This is a genomic window from Microcystis sp. 0824 (assembly GCF_003112475.1).
GTDB lineage: Bacteria > Cyanobacteriota > Cyanobacteriia > Cyanobacteriales > Microcystaceae > Microcystis > Microcystis aeruginosa_C.
Window position 1 is genome coordinate 1 of sequence record NZ_BDSM01000024.1, and the last position, 20,236, is coordinate 20,236.

The following is a 20,236-nucleotide window of genomic DNA, read 5'->3' on the forward strand; positions in this document are numbered from 1 at the left end:
GCGCTCAACATTAATCCCCGATACGCAAAGGCTTACAACAATCGCGGGGGTCTTTACGGTGAACAGGGAAAAGCCGACCTCGCCCTGTCCGATTTCAATCAGGCGATCAACATTAATCCCCGATACGCCGAGGCTTACTACAATCGCGGGTCTCTTTACTACGAACAGGGGAAACCCGACCTCGCCCTGTCCGATTTCAATCAGGCGCTCAACATTAATCCCCGATACGCAAAGGCTTACAACAATCGCGGGTTTCTTTACTACGAACAGGGGAAATCCGACCTCGCCCTGTCCGATTACAATCAGGCGCTCAACATTAATCCCCGAAACGCAACGGCTTACTACAATCGGGGGGTTCTTTATTACTATCGACTAGAAAGGGAAAAAGCGATCAGAGATTTGCGACAAGCCGCCGAACTGTCCCGCCAGCAAAGAAACGCGGCGTTATATGAAGCGGTTATGGAATTCCTACGGAAATTAGGCGCGGTCTAGTCCTTTTTCTTGGGTTGAGTCCGTCGGTTGGGTTGAGCGAATCAATGGGTTAAAGAAGACCTCTCAATTTTAGGGGAAAGGGAAACCTAAAACCCAACACCTAAATCTGTCTGAATGAGCGATCGCAAATTTTGTCGGCTGCATTAACGAAGTCTAAGGCGGCAATCTCGCTGCCAACCCTGATAATAAAGCTGATCGTGGCTTGAGAGCAATTCCGTTATAATAGGGGTCAACTTAATATCGTTAGCAACGCAGAATGAGGATTTCACCATGAGAATTCCATATACATATTGGAAAGAATCAGATGGGATGTTCTTGGGCTATTTGAATGAATTTCCCGATCATTGGACCCAAGGTGTTGACTTAGAAGAATTAATCGAAAACCTGATCGATCTCTACAGAACATTTACTACGGAAGAAATCCCCGGAATCAAGAGAGTTGCAGAGTTTGAATTCGCATAAAAAGACATGATTTAATTGCACAATTGGAGCAAGCTGGCTGCTACTTGATTAGACGTGGAGGGAAACATGATATTTACCATAATCCAGATACTGGAAAAACAGAACCAATTCCCAGACATCGAGAAATTAATGAGCGATTGGCTAAAAAGATTATCAAAAGTCTTACTGGTGACAGATAAATTCACAGTGCCAATCAAACAAGGCTACAAGGAAGCAAAGGAGCTATGGAAAAATGATTACTGTAGGATTTTAAAAAAGGGCGATCGCTATTCCCATCCTCTTATTTTTTTGTTGGGTTTCCTTCTTGATCTTGAGAATCGCAATATCAACTGATTTTGGTAGATAATTGAGATGGGATTTAATCCTTATTCTTCACTTAAATTAAAATCAATTCGTTGATAAATATCCAGCAATGAGATTTGAAAATTTACAGAATAAAACCTTAAAACATCATTCTCTGATTCAGATGCTTTAAATAACCATTCTCCATTATTTTGTTGATAAAATTGTTCCACATAATAACGGTATTGATCGATCAAAATATATTCCTTAAAGTCAGGAATTGAACGATAAAACTTAAACTTATCAGTGCGGTCATAATCTCTGGTTGATTTTGATAAAACCTCGACAATGATTAACGCATTAGTTACAGTATTTGTGCCTTTTCCTTCATATAATGGTTTGCCTTTAATCACCATGACATCAGGATAAGTATAAAAGCGGTATATTGGCATCCATAACCGGACATCACTCATAAAAGCCCAATAATCTTCATTGTTAATCTTAGTCGGAAAATTTTTATAAAAATTACCAGCAATTAGATTATGATTGGTTGTTGCTCCCGTCATAGGAATAATTTCTCCATCTAGATATTCATTTTTGTATGCTGCTGTTTCTTCTAGCTGACAATATTCTTCAGGTGTATAATACCGTTTTTCGACTTGAACTTGCATACTAACCTCCCTTATCTTGGTTAAATTCCCATTCAATAGCAACTTTAATATTAGCTGGTGCTGAACCTTTGGTCACTAAAGAGATACCCGTTTCACCTCCAACTTGTCAGCCAAATTCTCAAGTAACCTGACTGGGTGGATTGGCGTGGGAAACTCCCTGTTTAATCGAAGTTAATAATAATTATACATAGTCATTGACAATATTAGTAAGTAGGTAGGTATTGAAAACTTTCAGATTCCCCCGCCTATCGGCACCCCCCTGATCAAGGGGGGATCAAGGGGGGATTAAAGGGAAAATCCATTTTTAATTTAATTATAACCAGCTACTTAACTCCTGTTTAAAAAAATTTTGTTTTTTCTTCTATATTCTCGAACTGTATATAAATTTTTACACGATCGGAGGCTTGTATTTCTGTAATTTTTATCGAAAAAATCGGGTCTAAAACCTCGCATTTTAAGGCGAAAAGTTTTTGGAGCGGGGCATAAATCCCCATTACAAAAACGGCCTCCTGCCTCCTGCCCCCTGCCTCCGTTAACCCCTAGGGAAAATCAAGCCTTTTGGCGAATTGATTAAAAAGCCATTAAGCGCTCTTGCCAAAACAGGCCACAACCTGATAGACTCATTAAACCAAGGCTTCAGGGAATAAAATGGGGCAGTTCATCCCTAAGAGGGATTGACTTTTACAAGGTTTTATGGCCGCTCAACTGGAGAGTCCCCGAAATCTGGTGATTAAGAGTTTTAGCCTTTTGGCTACTGGACTGACTAAGCAGACCTAACCAATTCAACTGTATGATACCGAGTCAAGACATCGGCGAGGCAGTAGATTCAGTCAGAAAAACTGACGCACAAGACTTCTCTAATTTAATGCCTAGACCTGGCTGGCAACAAGTGGCGGGTTTAGGTAGGGGTTGTTTTTGGTATTGAACCCCGATTCTTTTTGTTCTTTACCGGTTTTAGTGATTACCAATAGGGATTAAGCCCGTAATTGGTTGAAAATTTCTATTTATTCGCAAAAATCCCTAGTTGCTCCCTGTACTAATCCTAGAAATCGACTTCATCATCAGTAATTTTCCCCAACCAATTCTCTGGAAATCAGCTTCCAGAACAATTTAGTTATTTTATGAGTAGCAATGCCTTAACCAATCGTGAACATCTAATCGAACTGTATAATCGAGGTGAACGCAACTTTGCCGAAGTCAGACTTAGCGGAGTCAATTTAAAGAGACAGTGTTTAAACCAGATTAACCTAAGTCATAGTTACTTAAAACGAGCCAATTTAACCGAAGCTTGTTTAATTAACGCTAATTTCAAGGACGCTTCCCTCGAAGAAGTTAATTTAAGCAAAGCTTGTCTTATCGATGCTAACCTAACTAAAGCCGCTCTTTCTGGGGCAAATTTGCGCCAAAGTAACCTAAGCGGCGCAATTTTGAGTAATACTGTCCTCAAAAAGGCTGATTTAAGTTCTGCCTGTTTAATTCACAGTAGCTTACTTTTTGCCCAACTGTTGAAAGCGAATCTGGAAGCCGCTAATCTCACCTCAGCTACTTTAACCCATGCCATGGCGGAGAAAGCTAACCTAAAACGGGCCATTCTCACTCGTGCTATTCTTAGCTCTGCTAATCTTAGCCATGCTAACTTAAAAGAGGCTAACCTAATTCGAGCCTATCTCTATCAAGCCAATCTGGAAAACTGCCAGCTTCAATACGCCGACCTCAGCTATGCCGATTTGCGCGGGGCGAATTTACGCGGGGCGGATTTACGTTATGCTAACCTCGAAGGTGCTAATCTGACGGGAGCTAACCTCAATTGTAGCGATTTTGAGGGAGCTAACTTAACCGGAGCCGATTTAAGCAAAACTGACGCGAATAAAGCCAATTTTCGCCAAGCTAACTTAACCGGTTGTAATCTTCTCGGTGCTAATTTAGCCTCCGCTAACCTTTCCGGTGCTAATCTACACCAAGCGGGATTACTCTTGAGTTATTTAGTGGGAAGCAATCTTAAACGAGCTAATCTCAAACAAGCTAACTTAATCGGGGCGATTTTAACCGAAAATAATCTTCTTTCTGCTTCCCTCGAAGAAACTATTCTTCCTAACGGTAGTCGCGGTAATCTCCTTTCCTAATATTCCTAGAAAAACTCGGTTGTAGAGACTTTTCTGCCAAGATTTCTATAACCGTGGGGTTTTTCCTGGGGAGATGGAAGTATTTTCAGTGAACAGTGAACAGTAAACTGTGAACTGAAAACTCACATCTGATAACTGATTCAAGGCTGACTCCTAGCCCGACCAACAAACTTTTTCAGCAGCCCTTGTGTATTATGTCCCGTTTTGTATAGCTCTAACCTGTTTAACTTCTAATTCTAAGGCGGATGCGACTTGCTCAACACTTAACCCTAAGGCTAACAAACGAGGGACCGCCTCTAGTGCTTTGTTTAGTCTGCCTTCCTCACGACCTTCCTGACGCGCTTCCTCGCGCACATCTTGAAAATACTGAGTTTGTTTTAATTCATCTAAACTAAACATAGTTTCTATCTCCCGACGATTGAGAAGCGGTAACTTATAAACGAGAATCGTCTCTATTAATTGTAAGAGTTCTTGCGGTTTTTGGTCGGGGGTTAATTCTTCTCTCACTCTTTGGATTAATTTTCGGGTGCTATCAATAGCTTTTGCTTTAGATAGGGTGATTAATTGGACTGTGGCTAAACCAATCGAAGTTTGAGGAGTGTTTTCTAATTCATTCAGATAAATCCGTCTGACTCGCTCGGAGTTGAGGAGTTCCCGATAGCGTTGAACTTGATTGGTTTCTACTTGAGGGTTAGGATAGACAATCACACCCCGCCAATCATTGGTTAAGTCGGTTTTACTGAGATATAAGAAGATTTCAGTGAAAAAGCGCTGATAAAAAGCCTCATCTTCTTGAAATTGTACCTCACACTAAATCCGTTGAGTAACGCACAGAAAACGGGTTTCTCCGAGAAACCCGTTTTCTACTCATGGATTGAAGAGCCTAAGTTAAAATTTAATTTTTTAGTATTTCTGTAGGGAGGAAGTCCAAGAATACTGACTCCTAAAGACCGACTCCTAACCCCCAAAGTTTTTCACTACATCCTAATTATATATTGGCTTCAAAAACGGGACAATAGCCTTCGGCAACCACTTTAAAACCGTAGAGGGGAGAAGCGGGATTCCAACAGCGCTGACTTTTGTAGTGGACACAGACACGACAGCAATCCATCTCCTCTAAAGCTTTGGTGATGCGATTAGGACTCTCGCTTAATAATTCCCGTTGGGAGACTCCCCGCAATAATAATTCTTCTCCTTGCCAGCGTGCTTCCACCAGTCCCGTATCGGCGAAATTACTCCACCGGGGATCCCGGGTAATCGGCTCTGGTAAGGTGATAGTGACGATCGAATCCGATTCATTTAATTCTCCCTCATAGTGACTGGGGGTCGGGGGTGTCGGTTGCAGAAAGCGATCGCCAATAGGCAATTCCACCAGAGTTCCCACGGCCGGAGAATGGAGTTGATAACGGCTTTGTAATTCTTCTAAACTGGTCAAATCCGCTAGATATAGGGGCGAGCCATGGACGAACATGATATGCTGCGGTCGCAGGTTATGGATCAGTTGGGTGGTGTTGCGACTATCGCTATGTTCGGCCAGTAGATAGGTTTCTTGGCTAATTAATCCCGAACGCTGTGCCGCTTTTAATCGGGGATTCTCCAGGTTGATATCGTGCAGGTGTTGGGGAACTAACATTAACCAAGGTTTATCCCCTTGCAGATATTTACTCACCTCCTCTAGGCGATCAATTAGTAAAATTATCGGAGTGGTTCCCCCTAGAGGTGTCGGTTTTTCTGGCAACCTTCGCAACCGGGGACAGATGCGCTCATCCCAAAATAAGGGCTGATGTTTGGCAAAATTCTGGACAGATGCGGGAAATTGTGGTAAAATTTCTAGGTAGGCATCGCAAGCTTTAGCGATCTTGCCCCCAACCCAGATATCAATGTCGCGGCCCGTGAATTGGTGGTGCGATCTCAGTAATTTTAAAATTTCTTGACCCAATCCCAAAGCGGGGACGGGTAGTAAGACATTTTGTCCCTCAGCGATCGCATGATAGATGCGATTCATCAACTGTTTTTCCTGCTGTCGTCGGTGGGGATGGCGTTCTGTGCCGTAACTGCCTTCAATAATCAGCACATCGGGGGATATTCCCCGCAGCAGATCGATCGATAATCCTTCCACCAGTTGAAAATTAGACAGGGAAAAATCGCCGGTATAGAGGACCTTATAGGTGCGTTTGGGGGTTTTGTAGGTGAAGAGAACCACGGCGGCCCCGGGTAGGTGGCCAGCCGGAAAAATCTCGACGGTGAGATCATCAAAGAGAGCGATCGGCGATCGCCATGGCCAACCCTGACAGAAACTGCCGATTTCCTCGACAGAATCGGGCCATTGTAGGGGCAGCAGTTGTACTGTCACCTCACTGGCATAAACTGGCAATTGGGGATAGGTCTGATGGAGAGCCATTAACCCACGGATGTGATCGCTGTGGGCATGACTACAGAACACCAGATCCACGGGTGGTTTTTTGTTTTGGGTCAGGGGTTGCATATCGGCCAAACCGCAATCTAAAAGTATGCGATAGGGACCGATTTTCAGTAGGAGACAAACCCCTTCCGACGCGTGACCGACACCAAAAGGTAAACAGGATAAAAGGGATTTTGACCCCCAGACGGCAGTAGAGCGTTGAACCATGGCAACCCTGATCATGATGACTGGTTAGTGAGCGGAACCATTGCCATCGTAGTTATCGCTATCGTAAAAACCGTTGCGGGTGCCGAAAAAGAGACAAGAGACGGTGAATACAGCCGTTAATGCCAACAAGATTAATTTGATGTCCATATAATTAGTGCAACTCCTCAGAGGGTATCTCCCCTCATACTAACCCAACTTTTTCGGTTGTTAGCAGCTAGGTTTCGGGTTTGACCATCGGCGCTCAACCTTTTTTCATAATTAAACCTCTTGCATAATTAATTTTTAAGGGTTCAAAAACGGCAAAAATAAGGATTAAATTGCATAAAATCTGTAAATAGACCATTTAATTAATTATTATTCATTCTTAATTCTCCTGACTACTGACTACTGACTACTGGCTCCTAACCCCAACAACAATTTTTGATTTTTATAAGAGGTCTATTAAACTTGCCAGTAATTTGTGATGATTTCATCAAAAACTACTGAAAATTATCTGAAAACCTAGCATCTTTTGTCATAATAGTCAAGAAAATTTTACAAAAATTTAGCCTGACTTTAAATTCTCCTTTGCTAAAGTGCGACCTAATGATAGGTGTAAATTGTCCCTTTTAGACATGAGGCAAAAGCAAACAAGTTATTGATTTTAACTCAGATTAGCTCAACTCAATTATAGTGAAATTTTACTATGAGTTTTCGATTAGAGTTGAAGGCTATTTAGTCAGATTATAAACTTAATTAAGGTTGATTAAAATTAAAGTTTGTTAAACTTGGCTAAGTCATTGGTCTTTTCCAGAAGAGGATAACGAATTGCTGTTTCATCGACTAGACTAGATAAATACTCATAAGTGTGACGAAGTTCATAGGCATTATCATCACTTTTTGCTTGGTTACACTGCCAGCATACCAGTTGTAAATTATCAAAATCAAACATTTTTTCTGGACAGCGGACTTTATTAATTATATGATCGATAGTGACATAATTGGGATGAAAAAATATCCGATTGATTTGATTAATAACTTTTTCCCCTTGAGAATTATTATATTCGTAACCCCTTTTGATAGCTTCTGACTTAGAAGAAGTTTTAAATTCTTCGCCATGTTTCATCTTTTTGCCACAAAAAGGACAGGGTTTTTCTTTGGCCATTGTTCGATATTGATTCGGGCTAATTAATCCTTTTTGGGGATGTTCGATAACTGCTAGATGTTGATTAGCATTCCAGATTTCTGCAATTTCATCGGAGCTATATAATTGGGACAACTTTGATTTTGATACTTTAGTCATGGCAGTACATAATAATCATAATAAAGGATATTTAGCCAAAGTTTTATCGGCTATTTCATGCAAATTTTTCGAGACTTTTTCCAACTCTTGTTTTCCTTCTTCAGACATTTTTTGGGCTTTTTCAGACTCAATAATTGCTAAATCCATGGCTTTGACAAGATTTCCCTTATTTAATTCATGCTCAAATAAACTGACAACTTTATAAGTATTATTTTTTAAATCCTGAAGAAGTTCCCAAGAGCTTTTAACCTTTCCCCAGCCGCTATTATAATAGCCCTTTTTTCTCGCTTGTCTTTGTTGCTCTAGGGAAAGGCCATGAAATAGTTCACTATTTCTTTTTTGCCATTGGCGATAGTTTATTTCTTCTAGTAACTTCATTGCTTCAGTTCCTGGTCATCTGCAAAGTAACGACTGATTTCTTGCCACTTTTTATCGCCATAGTTATTAATAATATATTTTTTAATATCCCCCAGTTGTCTTCGTAGTTTATCATTAGTTTTTTCCAGAGATTCAACTGTAGAGATGGCTCGCTCTTTTATTTGTGTAATCCCATCCTGTTGTTGCTGAATAGTATTTTTTAGATCGCTCACCGCTAGATTATAACTGTCTTTATGAACTAATTCCTTTTCTAGTAAAGCCTGTTGACGTTCCTGGCCAGTTTTAGATAGACTAGCCTTTAACCATTGACCTAAACGATAAATCTCAGATTGATCAAAATCTAATAAATCTTGACGTAACTGCTCTAACTTTTGTAGCAATTCATTAACTTTTTCTTGCCAATAACTGACTTCTTGTTTAAGCTCAACATTCTGGTTGTATAAATTCTGATTACTTTTTCCTAACTGTTCAATTTTGCCCTCGTGTCTGGATATTTGCAAGGACTGATTTGAATTAACTTTGGCTCTCTCATTTCGTTCTTGTATGATAATCTGGAACAATTCCGCCGCTACAGGATCATCAAGATGTTCTACAATCCATTCTAGATGACGTGCTTTTAACCTATCGCTCAAATAGCCCTTGATTTCTATATGTTGTTCTTTCAATAGGGCTAGATTAGATTTAATGGTCATGACCGTAATTCTGACTTTGGTAACTTATCCATAGTTATTTTAGTACAAGTATAAGCTTTTGGAAAAAAGCAATCTTATCGGTCATGGTAGTTGTGCCTGTCTCTGGGAATCAACTCGGACTGACGAAAGAAACAAAGGAAAATGGAAATTTTGCCGATCTAGGGCTGGCCTTTGCTATAAGTGAGCTATATAGCGCCTCCTTGGCTAGTGAGGAAATTCTCAAACGCTAAAGCTGAGAACTTACCGCTATAAATAAGCACACGAATCACCCAGACAGAGAAAATATCATGCGTATCGCTCACGATGTCACCGAATTGGTTGGCCGCACTCCTTTAGTACAATTGAATCGGATTCCCCAGGCGGAGGGCTGTCTTGGCCGAATTGTGATGAAATTAGAAGGGATGAATCCCGCTGCTTCCGTTAAGGACCGCATTGGCACTCACATGATTAATAGCGCCGAAAAAGCGGGTTTAATCAATCCAGAAACCACGATTTTAGTGGAACCCACCTCTGGCAATACGGGAATTGCTCTAGCGATGACTGCGGCAGCTAAGGGTTATCGCTTGATTTTAACTATGCCGGAAACGATGAGTTTAGAGCGCCGGGCGATGTTAAAAGCCTACGGTGCTACCCTAGAACTTACCCCCGGTTCCCAAGGCATGAAAGGGGCAATTTTACGCGCTCAGGAAATCGTCGATAGTATCCCCGGCGCTTATATGTTGCAACAATTTCGCAACCCTTCTAACCCAGAAATTCACCGTCTCACCACTGCTGAGGAAATTTGGCAAGATACGGAGGGACAGGTAGATTTTATTGTTGCAGGTGTGGGTACTGGAGGCACGATTACGGGAGTCGCTGAATTGATTAAACCGCGTAAACCTAGTTTTCAAGTAGTCGCGGTGGAACCTTTCAATAGTCCGGTGATTTCCGGGGGTAATCCCGGTCCCCATAAAATTCAAGGTATCGGTGCGGGTTTTATTCCAGAAGTTTTACGCACGGATCTGATTGATGAGGTAATTACTGTCAGTGATGAGGAAGCTTTTCAATTTGGTCGTCGTCTGGCAAAAGAAGAGGGTTTGCTTTCAGGGATTTCTTCCGGTGCCAATCTTTGCGCTGGGATTCAACTGGCCCAACGACCAGAAAATGAGGGTAAATTAATTGTGGTGATTCAGCCTAGTTTTGGAGAACGTTATCTGAGTACGCTGATGTTCCAAAATATCGAGGAGCGCGAGTTAACTTTGGTGTGAAAAAATATCCTCCTCAGCCTCTAGCAGTCAGCTTTAGTTGAGGGCTGATTGCTAATAGCAGAGAGCTTTTTAATCATATTTCAAGAGGGATTTTTTCACCTGTAGGGGTATTTGTAAAGGTTGCGGTTTGATTGCTTCTTTGCCAGCAAAATTATCCAATAAAGCCGATCTCACTTGTGCATCGGTTTCTCGCGAGAGAAGATAACGAAAGTATTCTTGACATTGTTCTCGACGACTGGGGGAAAGTGGCATTTCACTTAAACGTCGGACTGCCATTAAGCGCATTAAGGGATCATTGACTGTTAATTTTTCTAACCAGCCATCGAAGTTTTTTGACTCATTTTGACCGCGATGGTCGAGAAAATGCCATCCTAGCAGGATTAAAGTCAAAACCGTGCCAAATCCTTGCAAAATTGAGGCCAGAGCTAACCAGCGATTTTCGGCATAGGTCCAAATTGCCACAGCGAGATAGGTGGCTAAACTGCCTAAACCGCCACAGACTACCGCTAAAGTTAACTTACCGCTATCGGCACTGAAAAAAGCACGCCCCCACAGCCACAGTGATGGCCAGTTTTGACCCTGGAGATGGTAAACTCCGATCATCGCCCCCACCCCAGTTAAAGTGGCCAAAACTAACTGCCAATTCCACGCCCAGAGGATCAAAAAACTAGCACAAGCTGCCGCCCATGTCAAGAATTGACGGGTTTTTTTTGCGGCGAGAGTTTTCATGACTCGACGCTGCAGAGCGGGAGAGAAATAGGGAGGAAGGCGGAATACTGAAGACACGGGAAGTTTTTCACTGAGGGTTTGATGATCACTATAGCCTGTTCTCAGGCAGACAGATCATTTTTCTTGATAAAAATCCTCGTGGGAAAAGAGCGCAGTGCTAGGGTGGCCTAAAATTGCGATCGAGAATCGGCTAAAGTTCAGATTGGCGAGCTTAGGTGTTAAGATTGTTTGCCATCAAACTCAATTTTTTTTAGTAATAAATAGCTCAACAATATTCTGTAAACTTATATATAGAAACCTCAAGAAATATATTAATTTGCTGTCTTTAGGGCAGCAAGCTCTGATAGACGATCTAGAGTATTAAGTATAAATACCGCAACTAATTTTACCTAGTCACGCCAGCTGTCTAACTCATCTATTTCACTTCCGAACAGAGTTAGAACTTCCTTTGTCTCGGTTGAGTCTTGCGGAAATTTTACCTTAAGGAAAATCTCGATAATTTTGAGTCATGATTCACTAGAATCCTCAAATATTCCATAAACTGGCGAGTTTTAAGAAACCTAGGAGGTTCATCGCTATGAAAAGCCGTCTTATTGTTTGTTGTGATGGAACTTGGCAAGATTTAGGACAAGGTTATCCGACCAATGTTGTCAAAATGGTGCAAGCTATCACGCCACTTGATGATAGTAAGGGCAACCCTATCCGTCAAATCATCTATTATGACGAAGGCATTGGGACAAAACAAACTAATGCCGAGGTGACTGATACTTTAATTAAAATTGGTGGAGGTGCTTTAGGCATTAGCATTGATCATAAGATTGAGGATGCCTATCGTTTTCTGTGCTTAAACTATCAACCTGAAGATGAAATTTATCTCTTTGGGTTTAGTCGGGGAGCTTACACTGTACGCTGTTTAGCTGGGTTAATTTATAATTGTGGTTTGTTGTATCGAGAATTTATCCGACAAATCCCCAAAGCCTACGAAATTTACCGAGAAAAACAAGACCCAAATAACGCACCTAACGGTAAAAATGCCATTGATTTCCGTAATCAGTATGGACGACGAGTTCCCATTAAAGCCTTATGCTGTTGGGATACGGTTGCTTCTTTAGGTATCCCCAATATCATTCATTCTCTGCACTTGGATGAAAGGTTCAACGAACGTTATCGCTTTTATGATTCGACCATCAATCCCACAATTGAAAAGGCGTTTCATGCAGTTGCCATTGATGAAATTCGTAAAGTCTTCGATGTAACGCTAATGCACCCCCATTCTACCCAGATCAGACAACAAAAAGAACAAGTGGTTCAGGTTTGGTTTCCGGGGGGTCATGGTTGCGTTGGTGGAGGTTCTCAGGAAGAATCTGGCCTATCCGATGGAGCTTTATTGTGGATGATGGAACAAGTCGAAGCCTTGGGTTTGGCCTTAGATAAAAGTTATATTCAACATGAAGTTCATCCCAATTCTAGTGCGTATTTTGATAATACGACAAAATGGCCATTTAATGTAACGGGAACAGCACCTCGCCAATTTGAAGGGGATGTTAGCAATTTACATGAAAGTGTTAAAAATCGCTGGATAGACCTGAATCTTAATCCCCCTTATAAACCCGCTATTCCCGAAATTCAAATGATGCTTGAGAAAGAGCTTGGTGCTTTGAGAAAGAAAGAAATAGTCTCTGTTTAGCACTTCTCTACCTCAAAAATGTCGCCTTCACTTTACTTACATAAACACTCATAATCTGACCTAATTAGGAGGATTTACAGAGCTGCTCGGCTTTGTGTGGTAATTTTTGCCTATGGACGTGAAATGCTTACTAAGCAACACTTTTAGGACTATTTGGCGTTTGAATCATAACTCATTGATGACAAAAGTTTCCTCAAATGGGGATGGATGCTATGAAAAACTTGATGAGAAGTATTATTTCAGTTAGTTTAAGTCTGGCTGTTCTCCCCATTAATAGCCCCCATCTCCTATCTCAATTAAGCGAAGAAAGCTATGTCAAAATCATCCAAAATTTATTGATAACGGATAACCTAGAATCCGATTCTTTTGCTTTGATGAGAGAGGAAATATTAGGGGAAATAAAACTTGATTTTTCTGCTCAACAAGTTATTCAATTACTCGGAAATCCTACACAAAAAGGACAAGTAGAATTTTGGGCAGGGGATGCACTTTATCATCAATATTGGTATTATTCTAATCAAGGTATTACCCTCAGCATGGCATCAGAAACTGAAAAAGGACAGCAAAATATTGCCTTTATTAAATTAGTTTCCCCTTCAACACTTCCAACCAAACGAGGCATAAAAATTGGCAGTTCAATAGAGGAGGTTAGCCTTGCCTATGCCAAAGAAAAAGATCAAGAGATGTCAATACCTGATCAAACTTTTGTCGCTGGTTCAATTTATGGAGGATTAATTTTTACCTTTGATCAGGGTCGGGTCATTGAGATTTTCTTAGGAGCAGCAGCTGAATAAATGCCTATCAGTCAAGTCTCCTTGTCTGTTGTTAAAACTTGTAATTTCAGGGATAGAAATTATGTCTTACTTTATCTTTCCACTTCGTCAAAGACCCAGTTTAAGCTATAAAGATGGCGGACGACAATTTGGTGCAGATCGTCCCGGTGGTCGGAAACACGCAGGTTGTGACTTAATCGCACCAAAAGGAACGGAAATTTTAGCAATGGCAGATGGGAAAGTTATCGTCGGTCCCTATGCTTTTTTCTCTGGAACGAATGCTATAGAAGTGAAGCATGATAACGGAATGGTTATCCGTTATTGTGAAATTGGACAGATGCTTCCTCGTGGCATTCAAGTGGGAGCAAGAGTATCAAAAGGTCAAGTGATTGCCTATGTTGGTCGTCTTCATTCCGGCAGTTCAATGTTGCACTTAGAAATGTATCAAGGAACTCAAAATGGTGCATTAACACAAGCTGGAAATCGTCCTTATCAACGGCGCTCTGACTTGCTAGATCCTACTGATATTTTAGATATTTTAGATCATGCACCTTTAGTGGACTCAACACCCACACCTGATGGCGATATCGGCACAGTTAATGCTCAAGTTACTACGAGTCTTAATGTCAGAAATGATGCCAAATTATCCGCACCTGTGCAGTTTACCTTACGCTTTGGGGAAACTTGTATTGTCTTAGAAAAAGTCACAGGAGATACCTATTCCCGTGACCAAAATCAATGGTACAAAATTTACAAAGACGGAAAAATAGGATTTGCGGCGGCAGTTTATATTGATGTCACCGAGCAACCTGAAGAACCCAGTAATCTGGCAAAAGGCCGAGTTAATAATCATGTGCAGACTGTCCTAAATGTTCGGAGTCAAGCCTCCACAACCGCCCCCATTCTCTTTGAATTAAGCCCCGGTGCTACCTGTACCATTCTGCAAGGAGTGACAGGTTCTCCCTATCCTCCTAATGATCAAACCCAATGGTATCAAATCCAACAGGGGGGACAAACGGGATATGCCGCCACTTACTACATTGATAAATTCGATGAGAATAATCCTCCTCAAGTCCTGGAAATTGAGAGTGCCGAAGGACGAGTGAATCATCGGGTATCGAGTACCCTTAACGTCAGAAGCCAACCCAATACCAATTCAAACATTTTATTCACCTTAAGCACAGGAACAACCTTCAAAGTCCTAGAAGAAATTCCTGGCAGTGAATATGACTTTGGGCGCACAGATTGGTTAAAAATTGATTGCAACAATCAACAAGGTTATGTGGCCGCCTATTACGTTGATATTAACCTCGATCCACCACCGGCCAGCCGTTGGGATCAAGCCTTAATGCAAGCCCCCACAACAGGTGCATCCGCAGCGACTGCTTCTCAGGATGGACTGTCAGCAGGGGTGCAATCTTCCCACAAAATGGCACAAACTGACCTACAACGGGTAAAAGCCATGGCCGATTGTTTCTGTACTGCCGCAGCTAAATTTGGAGTTCCGGCAGCTTTATTGGCGGCCGTTGCCAGTCGAGAATCTCGGTGTGGAAATGTTTTACACAACGATGGTTGGGGAGATGGGGGTAACGCTTTTGGCATTATGCAAGTGGACAAACGCTCCCATACGGTCGAAGGAATACCTGATGGTCCCAAGAGTTTAGCCCACGTTGAACAAGCTACAGGCATTTTTGCTAATTGCCTCCAACAAGTCCAACAAAAACATCCTAATTGGGAAGATCGTTACGTCATTAAAGGCGCAGCAGTTGCCTATAATTCAGGACTTCGTAATGTCCAGACCAAAGAAGGGATGGATATTGGGACAACAGGCAATGACTACGGTTCTGATGTCATGGCACGGGCGCAATATTACGCTAATCATGTGGATTTAAGTGTCTTCCGAATTAGCCTTTAAACTGCTACCGATCCTAGTAGTCAGACCCCATAAGGGATTTATCAGGCTACTAGGGGATTATGAAAAGTTGGTTCTTCGTTACTTGGTATGGTTTGATCGGGTTTAGTTATGAAGATGTGCGTAATGTCGGAGTTAAAAGCCTTGAATTTAACCTTTGGCTAGGCCGGGAGTGGCCTAACCATCTACCACCTCTTGATTTCAGGCTATATATCTTCATTCTATATCCCCCAGGGTTTTAGAAGAGCGATAAGCATAATCATCTCGCTCTCGTTAAAAATCACTAATTACTGTTGACTAACTCCTGCTTAATTACTCGATAATTTTGATGGGCAAGGGGTAAAGTAAACCAAAACTGTGAGCCAACCTGGGGGGTACTTTTTACCCCAATTCTGCCGGAGTGAGCCTCGATAATTTGCCGACATTGGTAGGAACCTAAACCGATTCCCGTTAGGTGTTGATTATGAAGATTTCTTACATATAAATGGAAAAGATGTTGACATTGTTCTTCGTCCATGCCAATACCATTATCGCTTAAAGTGCAGTAGAGCATATCTTGGTCAATACGAGCATCTAAAGCTAATTGAATCGGTGAAGGATTATGTTTTAAGGCATTATTTAATAATTGTTCAAAAACACTTCTTAGCTGACAAGGATCGGCATCAATAGCGGGTAAGTTATCGGGGAGAAGATTAATAAAAGTAGCTTGGTATAAATCAAAATCTTTTTGCCAATCTTTCAGCCAAATTTCCACCTGTTCTTTTAAAAATAGAGGTTGACGATGCAAGATTAAAGGCCGTTCTTCAGCAAAATGATTTTCTGATAAAGCATTAATTAAAGTTAATTGTCGATCGCAACTACGCACCACCTGATCGAGCATTACTCGCGAGATAGTTACTTTTTCTGTTGGCCGACACTGGAAATTTTTTAATAACATCACTAATCCCATAATCGAAGTGCGAAGATCGTGGGATACTGCTTGTAAAAAAACCGTTTTCATTTCGTATAAACGCTGAATTTCCCGGACTTTTTCCCGCAGTTCCAGGGTTCTTGTTTCCACTTCCCGTTCCAAATTATTATTCAATCTTTGCACCCTCTGATATAGTTGCGCTTGACCGATAGCGATACAAACTTGGGTGGCTAACTGTTCTAATAATTTGACCTCGCTTTTTTGCCAATGACGGGGATGGGAATATTGATGGACAACTAAAGCACCTAAATGTTGATGATTAACCGTTAGAGGTAAAACTAAAGAGGATTTAACTTGCAGGTATTCGTAATAACCCTTGAGAGTCGGCAGAGTTTCCACCTTAGCGGTATTATCGGCAATAATTAACTTATCTAAAGAAAATAATTGTCCCAATTCTTCCAGTAATTCTGGTTCGGGAAACCAACCCATCAGCGGTGGAATCTGGGGACTACGGGACTCGGCGATTACCTTGGCCCAACCCCCCTCTTGACAGTGACCGATATAGACTTGATCGGCATCGAGAAAATTTCTGATTTCCTCAACAATGGTATTTAAAACCTGATCTATATCTAAAGATTGATGGACTTTTAAAGCCACTTGTGTTAGTAAATGTTCTCGTTCTAAAGTTTCATTTAAAGCTCGATCGATCTGTTGTCTTTCGCTAATCGTCGCCGATAAAAACAGAGAAGTTGACATGACAATGACTAAAAAGATTTGTAATATCAGGACACCTCTGGTATAATCGGGAGCCTGTAGGATAAAAGGGCTGATTCCCCCAGCCAATCCCATCAAAGCTAAAATAGATACTAAAAAATTGGCTATTACCGCTCCCCAGGTCTGAAAACGCATGGCGGCCCAAACCACAAAGGGAAAAGGGAGATATTCGAGGTACTGCACCATACTCCAATCGGGGTTAAGAAAATTCTGTTGACCACCAAAAACCACGGAAGTCACCACCGTTAGCAAACTGAGACAAAGTAAGGCCTCGCCAAAGCGTTGGGGTTGCCGGGGTTCCCGCAGAGAGTGACGATGGAAGCAAAAACGCAACAGCAGCGGCGTGGTCATTAATATTCCTGTACTATCTCCGAGCCAGATAATGCCCCACGACTGTCCAAATTGCCGCCAATCCCAAGTATTTAGCCAACTACGGGCAAAAGTATCGATAGTGGCATTAACTGCCGAGGCGCATAAAGCCGCTAAAAATACCAGTAAAAGGATATCGCGAATGCGCTGTAAAGTGGCGGAAAATCTCAGATAATGCAGGAATTGCGCCCCTAACAGGGCCGATAAACTGCTGCCGAGCGCTGAAAATAGAGCTATGGGCCAACTGCCCCCTAAAAAGAAGGTCAGAAGCAAATCCCCGATAAAAACCCCTAAAACTAGCCTTTTTCCCCCTAAAAAAACAGCAGTTAAGCCAATACCGGCACTCATCCAAATCGGGGCAGGTCGCAACCCTAAATTTAAGCAGAGATAGCCTAGCCAACCAACACCCAGATAAACTAGGGCAACAAGCACAATTTTAGACCGATCTGATGAAATCCGTAGCATTTTCAGTTATCAGTTATCAGTTATCAGTTATCAGTTATCAGATTTGAGTTCTAAGTGAGCAGTGTGTATTAAGCGAGCAGTATTAAATAGTAGTTTCCCACTGTCTTTTCACTGATTACTGATTACTGTTTACTGATCACTGGTCACTGGTCACTGATCGCTGATCACTGTTAATCTCTCTCCAGATTGCCTAAACTAGGAGTAGTTCTGCTTCATGCAGATGGGTGAAAACCGTACATTTTCCCGTTAGGAATCAAAGATCATGCGGATTTTAATTGTTGAAGACGATCCTTTAATGCAGTTAGGTTTAGAACAAGCGCTCGGTGAACAGCCGGATTTTGAGATCGTCGGTCAAGCTAGTGATGGTCTAGCGGGGGTACAATTAGCCCTATCCCTACGGCCGGATTTAGTGATCATGGACATCGGTTTACCCCGTCTCGATGGCATTGCGGCAACTAAACAGATTAAGGAGGGTTTAGCTAATGTTCATGTGGTCATGCTCACTTCCCACACTCTGCAACAGGAAGTGATCGCGGCGCTGGCCAGTGGTGCTGATGCCTATTGTATCAAGGGAGCCAGTCTCGACCGCCTTTTGGCCGCCATTGAAGCGGCCAGGGACGGAGCCACCTATTTAGACCCCCAAATTGCCCGTTTAGTCATGGATAATCTCAAACCGCCGGCAGTGCAACCTAATCCCAATCTAGCACTTTTATCCGAGCGAGAAATGGAGGTTTTAAAGTTAATTGTTGAAGGCAAAAGTAACGCTGAAATCGCCGAACAACTCTATTTAAGCACCAATACGATTAAAACCCATGTGCGGGGAATTATGAATAAATTAGCCGTGGATGACCGAGTACAAGCGGCCGTAATTGCCCTACGGTCGGGTATTGTTTAAGGAGAAAATTGCGATTTACTTATCCCCTATTCGATGCTTCTCTAATCACCTCTAAAACCTCTGAAGCATGGGAAATAGTCGGGACGTGACCGGATGCCAAAACCACTGTCTTTGCTCCCATTCTCTCGGCCAAATTAAACTGTAATTCTGGGGGGACGGCTTGATCTTGACTAGAGACAATATACCAATTTGGCGCAGCTACGTCATCGGCTAGAGAAGTGAGAGGATTTTGCACAGCGATCGCTGCGTATCCTTCGGCTAATAACTGGGCAGTTATCTGATTATAACTAGAACCATCGGCCCAAAAACCGTGAACCAAAACAATATTGTTAATTCTGTTCATAAGATCTCTTACAAAACTCGAATTACTGGCCGTTGACAAAATGATGCAAACCTCAAGCCTTAAACACTTCATCAATTCTTAGGGGTTAGAATACGGGAAGACCTTTACAAAACTATACAAACTCATGACCGTTGCTTACCCTCGTAAATTCAAGAAGACGATGAGCGCTCGCGACATCATGAAGCGTGTCATTAGCGATCGCGAAATTCATCTTGTCACCCTCAACCGCTACCGCTACAACGAACAACGTAGCTGTAAAGACCTCACCGAACTGATCGAAACCTTAGACGGACAACCGCAAGAACTGATACAGGATCTTTCCCACCACGTTGCTGATGAGGCCCGCCATGCCTACTGGTTAACCGATTTATTGATCGAATTGGGGGCCGATGTGGGGAAACCGCCGGGGTTGTCCTATATCGATGAATTTGAACGTCTTCTCGATCAAGATCAATTCCAAGGCGAAGAACAAAGGGAAGATGCACTGATTGCGGCCCTAGCGGCAATTAACGTCACCGAAAAACGGGGATGCGAATACTTTGCCGCCCATATCTATGCCCTCAAAGCAGGGGAACAAACCCCAGAAAATCTGAAAATTCAGGAAACAATCGCCAAAATCTTTCCCGAAGAAGCGGGCCATGTGCGTTGGGGTAATCGTTGGTTAGCCAAAATTGCCCAAAAAAGCCCCGAACATCGGCAAAAAGTCGAAAAAGCTAAGGCCAAATACTCAGCGATCGAACAGGCCGCCTATGAATCGGGTATGGACATCACCCTAGGGGCAGAATTGCGCCGCGTCGGTCATTTAATGGAAATCGCCGCCACTATGCCGCTTTGGGAACGTCCTCAATATCTGATCGAACGTTTACCCCAATCCCTTCTCGACCCGAAATTGCAATTATTCCGGGTAGAAGCGGCGCAAAAAGCCTGGAATCGTGATCCACAAATGTTTATGGAACGCTTTTTGCCGATGTTTTTTAACGCGGACGGCAATATCGGCAAAAAAGAGAAAGTCAACTAATTTAACCTTGATTTTCAGAAGCAATCATTCAGCGATCGCCGAATAAAGGTTCATCGAGGATCGAGAAAATCAGCTATTGTTTTAAATAGGGGTGAGTTCTCAG

The 20,236-nt window shown here is 42.2% G+C and carries 22 protein-coding genes and 2 pseudogenes; 13 read left to right on the forward strand and 11 right to left on the reverse strand.

All coding sequences use genetic code 11. The annotated features are described in order from the left end of the window. The 4 genes from N0824_RS09185 to N0824_RS20525 form a co-directional block, all read left to right on the forward strand. Window positions 1-492, forward strand: a 492-nt coding sequence (locus tag N0824_RS09185; protein ID WP_146184271.1) for a tetratricopeptide repeat protein, incomplete at its 5' end; no start/stop codon positions are given. Between the two features lie 270 nt (window positions 493-762). Next, window positions 763-954 (forward strand): type II toxin-antitoxin system HicB family antitoxin, encoded by a 192-nt coding sequence (locus N0824_RS09190; RefSeq protein WP_002800870.1) that lies wholly within the window; start codon window positions 763-765, stop codon window positions 952-954. Next, window positions 951-1,133 carry a type II toxin-antitoxin system HicA family toxin gene (locus N0824_RS09195; RefSeq protein WP_012267861.1) on the forward strand — a complete coding sequence of 61 codons (183 nt, stop codon included), beginning with the start codon at window positions 951-953 and terminating at the stop codon, window positions 1,131-1,133. Before N0824_RS09190 ends, N0824_RS09195 begins: the two co-directional genes overlap by 4 nt. Beyond that, window positions 1,084-1,287, forward strand: a complete 204-nt coding sequence (locus N0824_RS20525) for a hypothetical protein (RefSeq protein WP_146184272.1) — start codon at window positions 1,084-1,086, stop codon at window positions 1,285-1,287. The genes N0824_RS09195 and N0824_RS20525 overlap by 50 nt, the downstream gene beginning before the upstream one ends. 32 nt (window positions 1,288-1,319) lie before the next feature. Here N0824_RS20525 and N0824_RS09200 read toward each other — a convergent pair whose 3' ends face one another. Continuing rightward, the gene (locus N0824_RS09200) at window positions 1,320-1,907 is read right to left on the reverse strand and encodes a Uma2 family endonuclease (RefSeq protein WP_108936537.1); all 588 of its coding nucleotides are present in this window, start codon (window positions 1,905-1,907) and stop codon (window positions 1,320-1,322) included. 1 nt (window position 1,908) lies between these two features. After that, window positions 1,909-2,001, reverse strand: a pseudogene (locus N0824_RS21665) (hypothetical protein); the annotation flags it as partial. A 696-nt stretch (window positions 2,002-2,697) separates the two neighbouring features. Between N0824_RS21665 and N0824_RS21575 the strand changes: the two are divergent. Together N0824_RS21575 and N0824_RS09205 are read left to right on the forward strand one after the other, a co-directional pair. Then, on the forward strand, window positions 2,698-2,832 hold the full coding sequence (locus N0824_RS21575) for a hypothetical protein (RefSeq protein ID WP_255420522.1): 135 nt from the start codon (window positions 2,698-2,700) through the stop codon (window positions 2,830-2,832). A gap of 196 nt (window positions 2,833-3,028) precedes the next feature. Beyond that, window positions 3,029-4,030, forward strand: coding sequence for a pentapeptide repeat-containing protein (locus tag N0824_RS09205; RefSeq protein WP_108936538.1), 1,002 nt, complete (start codon window positions 3,029-3,031; stop codon window positions 4,028-4,030). A 192-nt stretch (window positions 4,031-4,222) separates the two neighbouring features. Here the strand turns inward: N0824_RS09205 and N0824_RS09210 are convergent. The 6 genes and pseudogenes from N0824_RS09210 to N0824_RS09230 all read right to left on the reverse strand — a co-directional run. Next, window positions 4,223-4,840: pseudogene (locus N0824_RS09210) on the reverse strand (Rpn family recombination-promoting nuclease/putative transposase); the annotation flags it as partial. A gap of 178 nt (window positions 4,841-5,018) precedes the next feature. Further along, window positions 5,019-6,659: an MBL fold metallo-hydrolase gene (locus tag N0824_RS09215; RefSeq protein WP_108936609.1), complete on the reverse strand. Its 1,641-nt coding sequence runs from the start codon at window positions 6,657-6,659 to the stop codon at window positions 5,019-5,021. Window positions 6,660-6,683: 24 nt separating this feature from the next. Then, window positions 6,684-6,806: a hypothetical protein gene (locus N0824_RS21580; protein WP_002737208.1), complete on the reverse strand. Its 123-nt coding sequence runs from the start codon at window positions 6,804-6,806 to the stop codon at window positions 6,684-6,686. A gap of 604 nt (window positions 6,807-7,410) precedes the next feature. Next, window positions 7,411-7,941 (reverse strand): HNH endonuclease, encoded by a 531-nt coding sequence (locus N0824_RS09220; protein WP_108936539.1) that lies wholly within the window; start codon window positions 7,939-7,941, stop codon window positions 7,411-7,413. Between the two features lie 15 nt (window positions 7,942-7,956). Further along, the gene (locus N0824_RS09225; RefSeq protein WP_108936540.1) at window positions 7,957-8,319 is read right to left on the reverse strand and encodes a hypothetical protein; all 363 of its coding nucleotides are present in this window, start codon (window positions 8,317-8,319) and stop codon (window positions 7,957-7,959) included. Beyond that, the gene (locus tag N0824_RS09230) at window positions 8,316-9,011 is read right to left on the reverse strand and encodes a hypothetical protein (protein WP_108936541.1); all 696 of its coding nucleotides are present in this window, start codon (window positions 9,009-9,011) and stop codon (window positions 8,316-8,318) included. Before N0824_RS09230 ends, N0824_RS09225 begins: the two co-directional genes overlap by 4 nt. An 83-nt stretch (window positions 9,012-9,094) precedes the next feature. On the opposite strand from N0824_RS09230, the gene N0824_RS20975 reads away from it, so the two are divergent. Together N0824_RS20975 and cysK are read left to right on the forward strand one after the other, a co-directional pair. After that, entirely contained in the window at window positions 9,095-9,241 is a 147-nt protein-coding gene (locus N0824_RS20975; protein WP_199224900.1) for a hypothetical protein, read from the forward strand. Between the two features lie 57 nt (window positions 9,242-9,298). Then, window positions 9,299-10,258: a cysteine synthase A gene (gene cysK / locus N0824_RS09235; protein ID WP_108936542.1), complete on the forward strand. Its 960-nt coding sequence runs from the start codon at window positions 9,299-9,301 to the stop codon at window positions 10,256-10,258. 69 nt (window positions 10,259-10,327) lie between these two features. Here cysK and N0824_RS09240 read toward each other — a convergent pair whose 3' ends face one another. Beyond that, window positions 10,328-11,044, reverse strand: coding sequence for a hypothetical protein (locus tag N0824_RS09240; protein WP_108936543.1), 717 nt, complete (start codon window positions 11,042-11,044; stop codon window positions 10,328-10,330). Window positions 11,045-11,564: 520 nt separating this feature from the next. On the opposite strand from N0824_RS09240, the gene N0824_RS09250 reads away from it, so the two are divergent. The 3 genes from N0824_RS09250 (at window position 11,565) to N0824_RS09260 (ending at window position 15,362) form a co-directional block, all read left to right on the forward strand. Beyond that, a complete protein-coding gene (locus N0824_RS09250; protein WP_108936545.1) occupies window positions 11,565-12,674 on the forward strand; it encodes a DUF2235 domain-containing protein in 1,110 nt (369 codons plus the stop codon). Between the two features lie 212 nt (window positions 12,675-12,886). Continuing rightward, a complete protein-coding gene (locus tag N0824_RS09255; RefSeq protein WP_146184273.1) occupies window positions 12,887-13,468 on the forward strand; it encodes a hypothetical protein in 582 nt (193 codons plus the stop codon). Between the two features lie 61 nt (window positions 13,469-13,529). Further along, window positions 13,530-15,362, forward strand: a complete 1,833-nt coding sequence (locus tag N0824_RS09260; protein WP_108936547.1) for an SH3 domain-containing protein — start codon at window positions 13,530-13,532, stop codon at window positions 15,360-15,362. Window positions 15,363-15,642: 280 nt separating this feature from the next. Here N0824_RS09260 and N0824_RS09265 read toward each other — a convergent pair whose 3' ends face one another. After that, window positions 15,643-17,877: an MASE1 domain-containing protein gene (locus N0824_RS09265; protein WP_108936548.1), complete on the reverse strand. Its 2,235-nt coding sequence runs from the start codon at window positions 17,875-17,877 to the stop codon at window positions 15,643-15,645. A 262-nt stretch (window positions 17,878-18,139) separates the two neighbouring features. Between N0824_RS09265 and N0824_RS09270 the strand changes: the two genes are divergently transcribed. Continuing rightward, complete coding sequence (locus tag N0824_RS09270; protein WP_108936549.1) at window positions 18,140-18,772, forward strand: response regulator transcription factor; 633 nt, start codon at window positions 18,140-18,142, stop codon at window positions 18,770-18,772. 19 nt (window positions 18,773-18,791) lie between these two features. On the opposite strand, the gene N0824_RS09275 is transcribed toward N0824_RS09270, so the two are convergent. Continuing rightward, entirely contained in the window at window positions 18,792-19,115 is a 324-nt protein-coding gene (locus N0824_RS09275; protein WP_108936550.1) for an alpha/beta fold hydrolase, read from the reverse strand. A gap of 124 nt (window positions 19,116-19,239) precedes the next feature. Between N0824_RS09275 and N0824_RS09280 the strand changes: the two genes are divergently transcribed. Continuing rightward, window positions 19,240-20,133 carry a DUF455 family protein gene (locus tag N0824_RS09280; protein ID WP_108936551.1) on the forward strand — a complete coding sequence of 298 codons (894 nt, stop codon included), beginning with the start codon at window positions 19,240-19,242 and terminating at the stop codon, window positions 20,131-20,133. Window positions 20,134-20,236 lie beyond the last annotated feature (103 nt).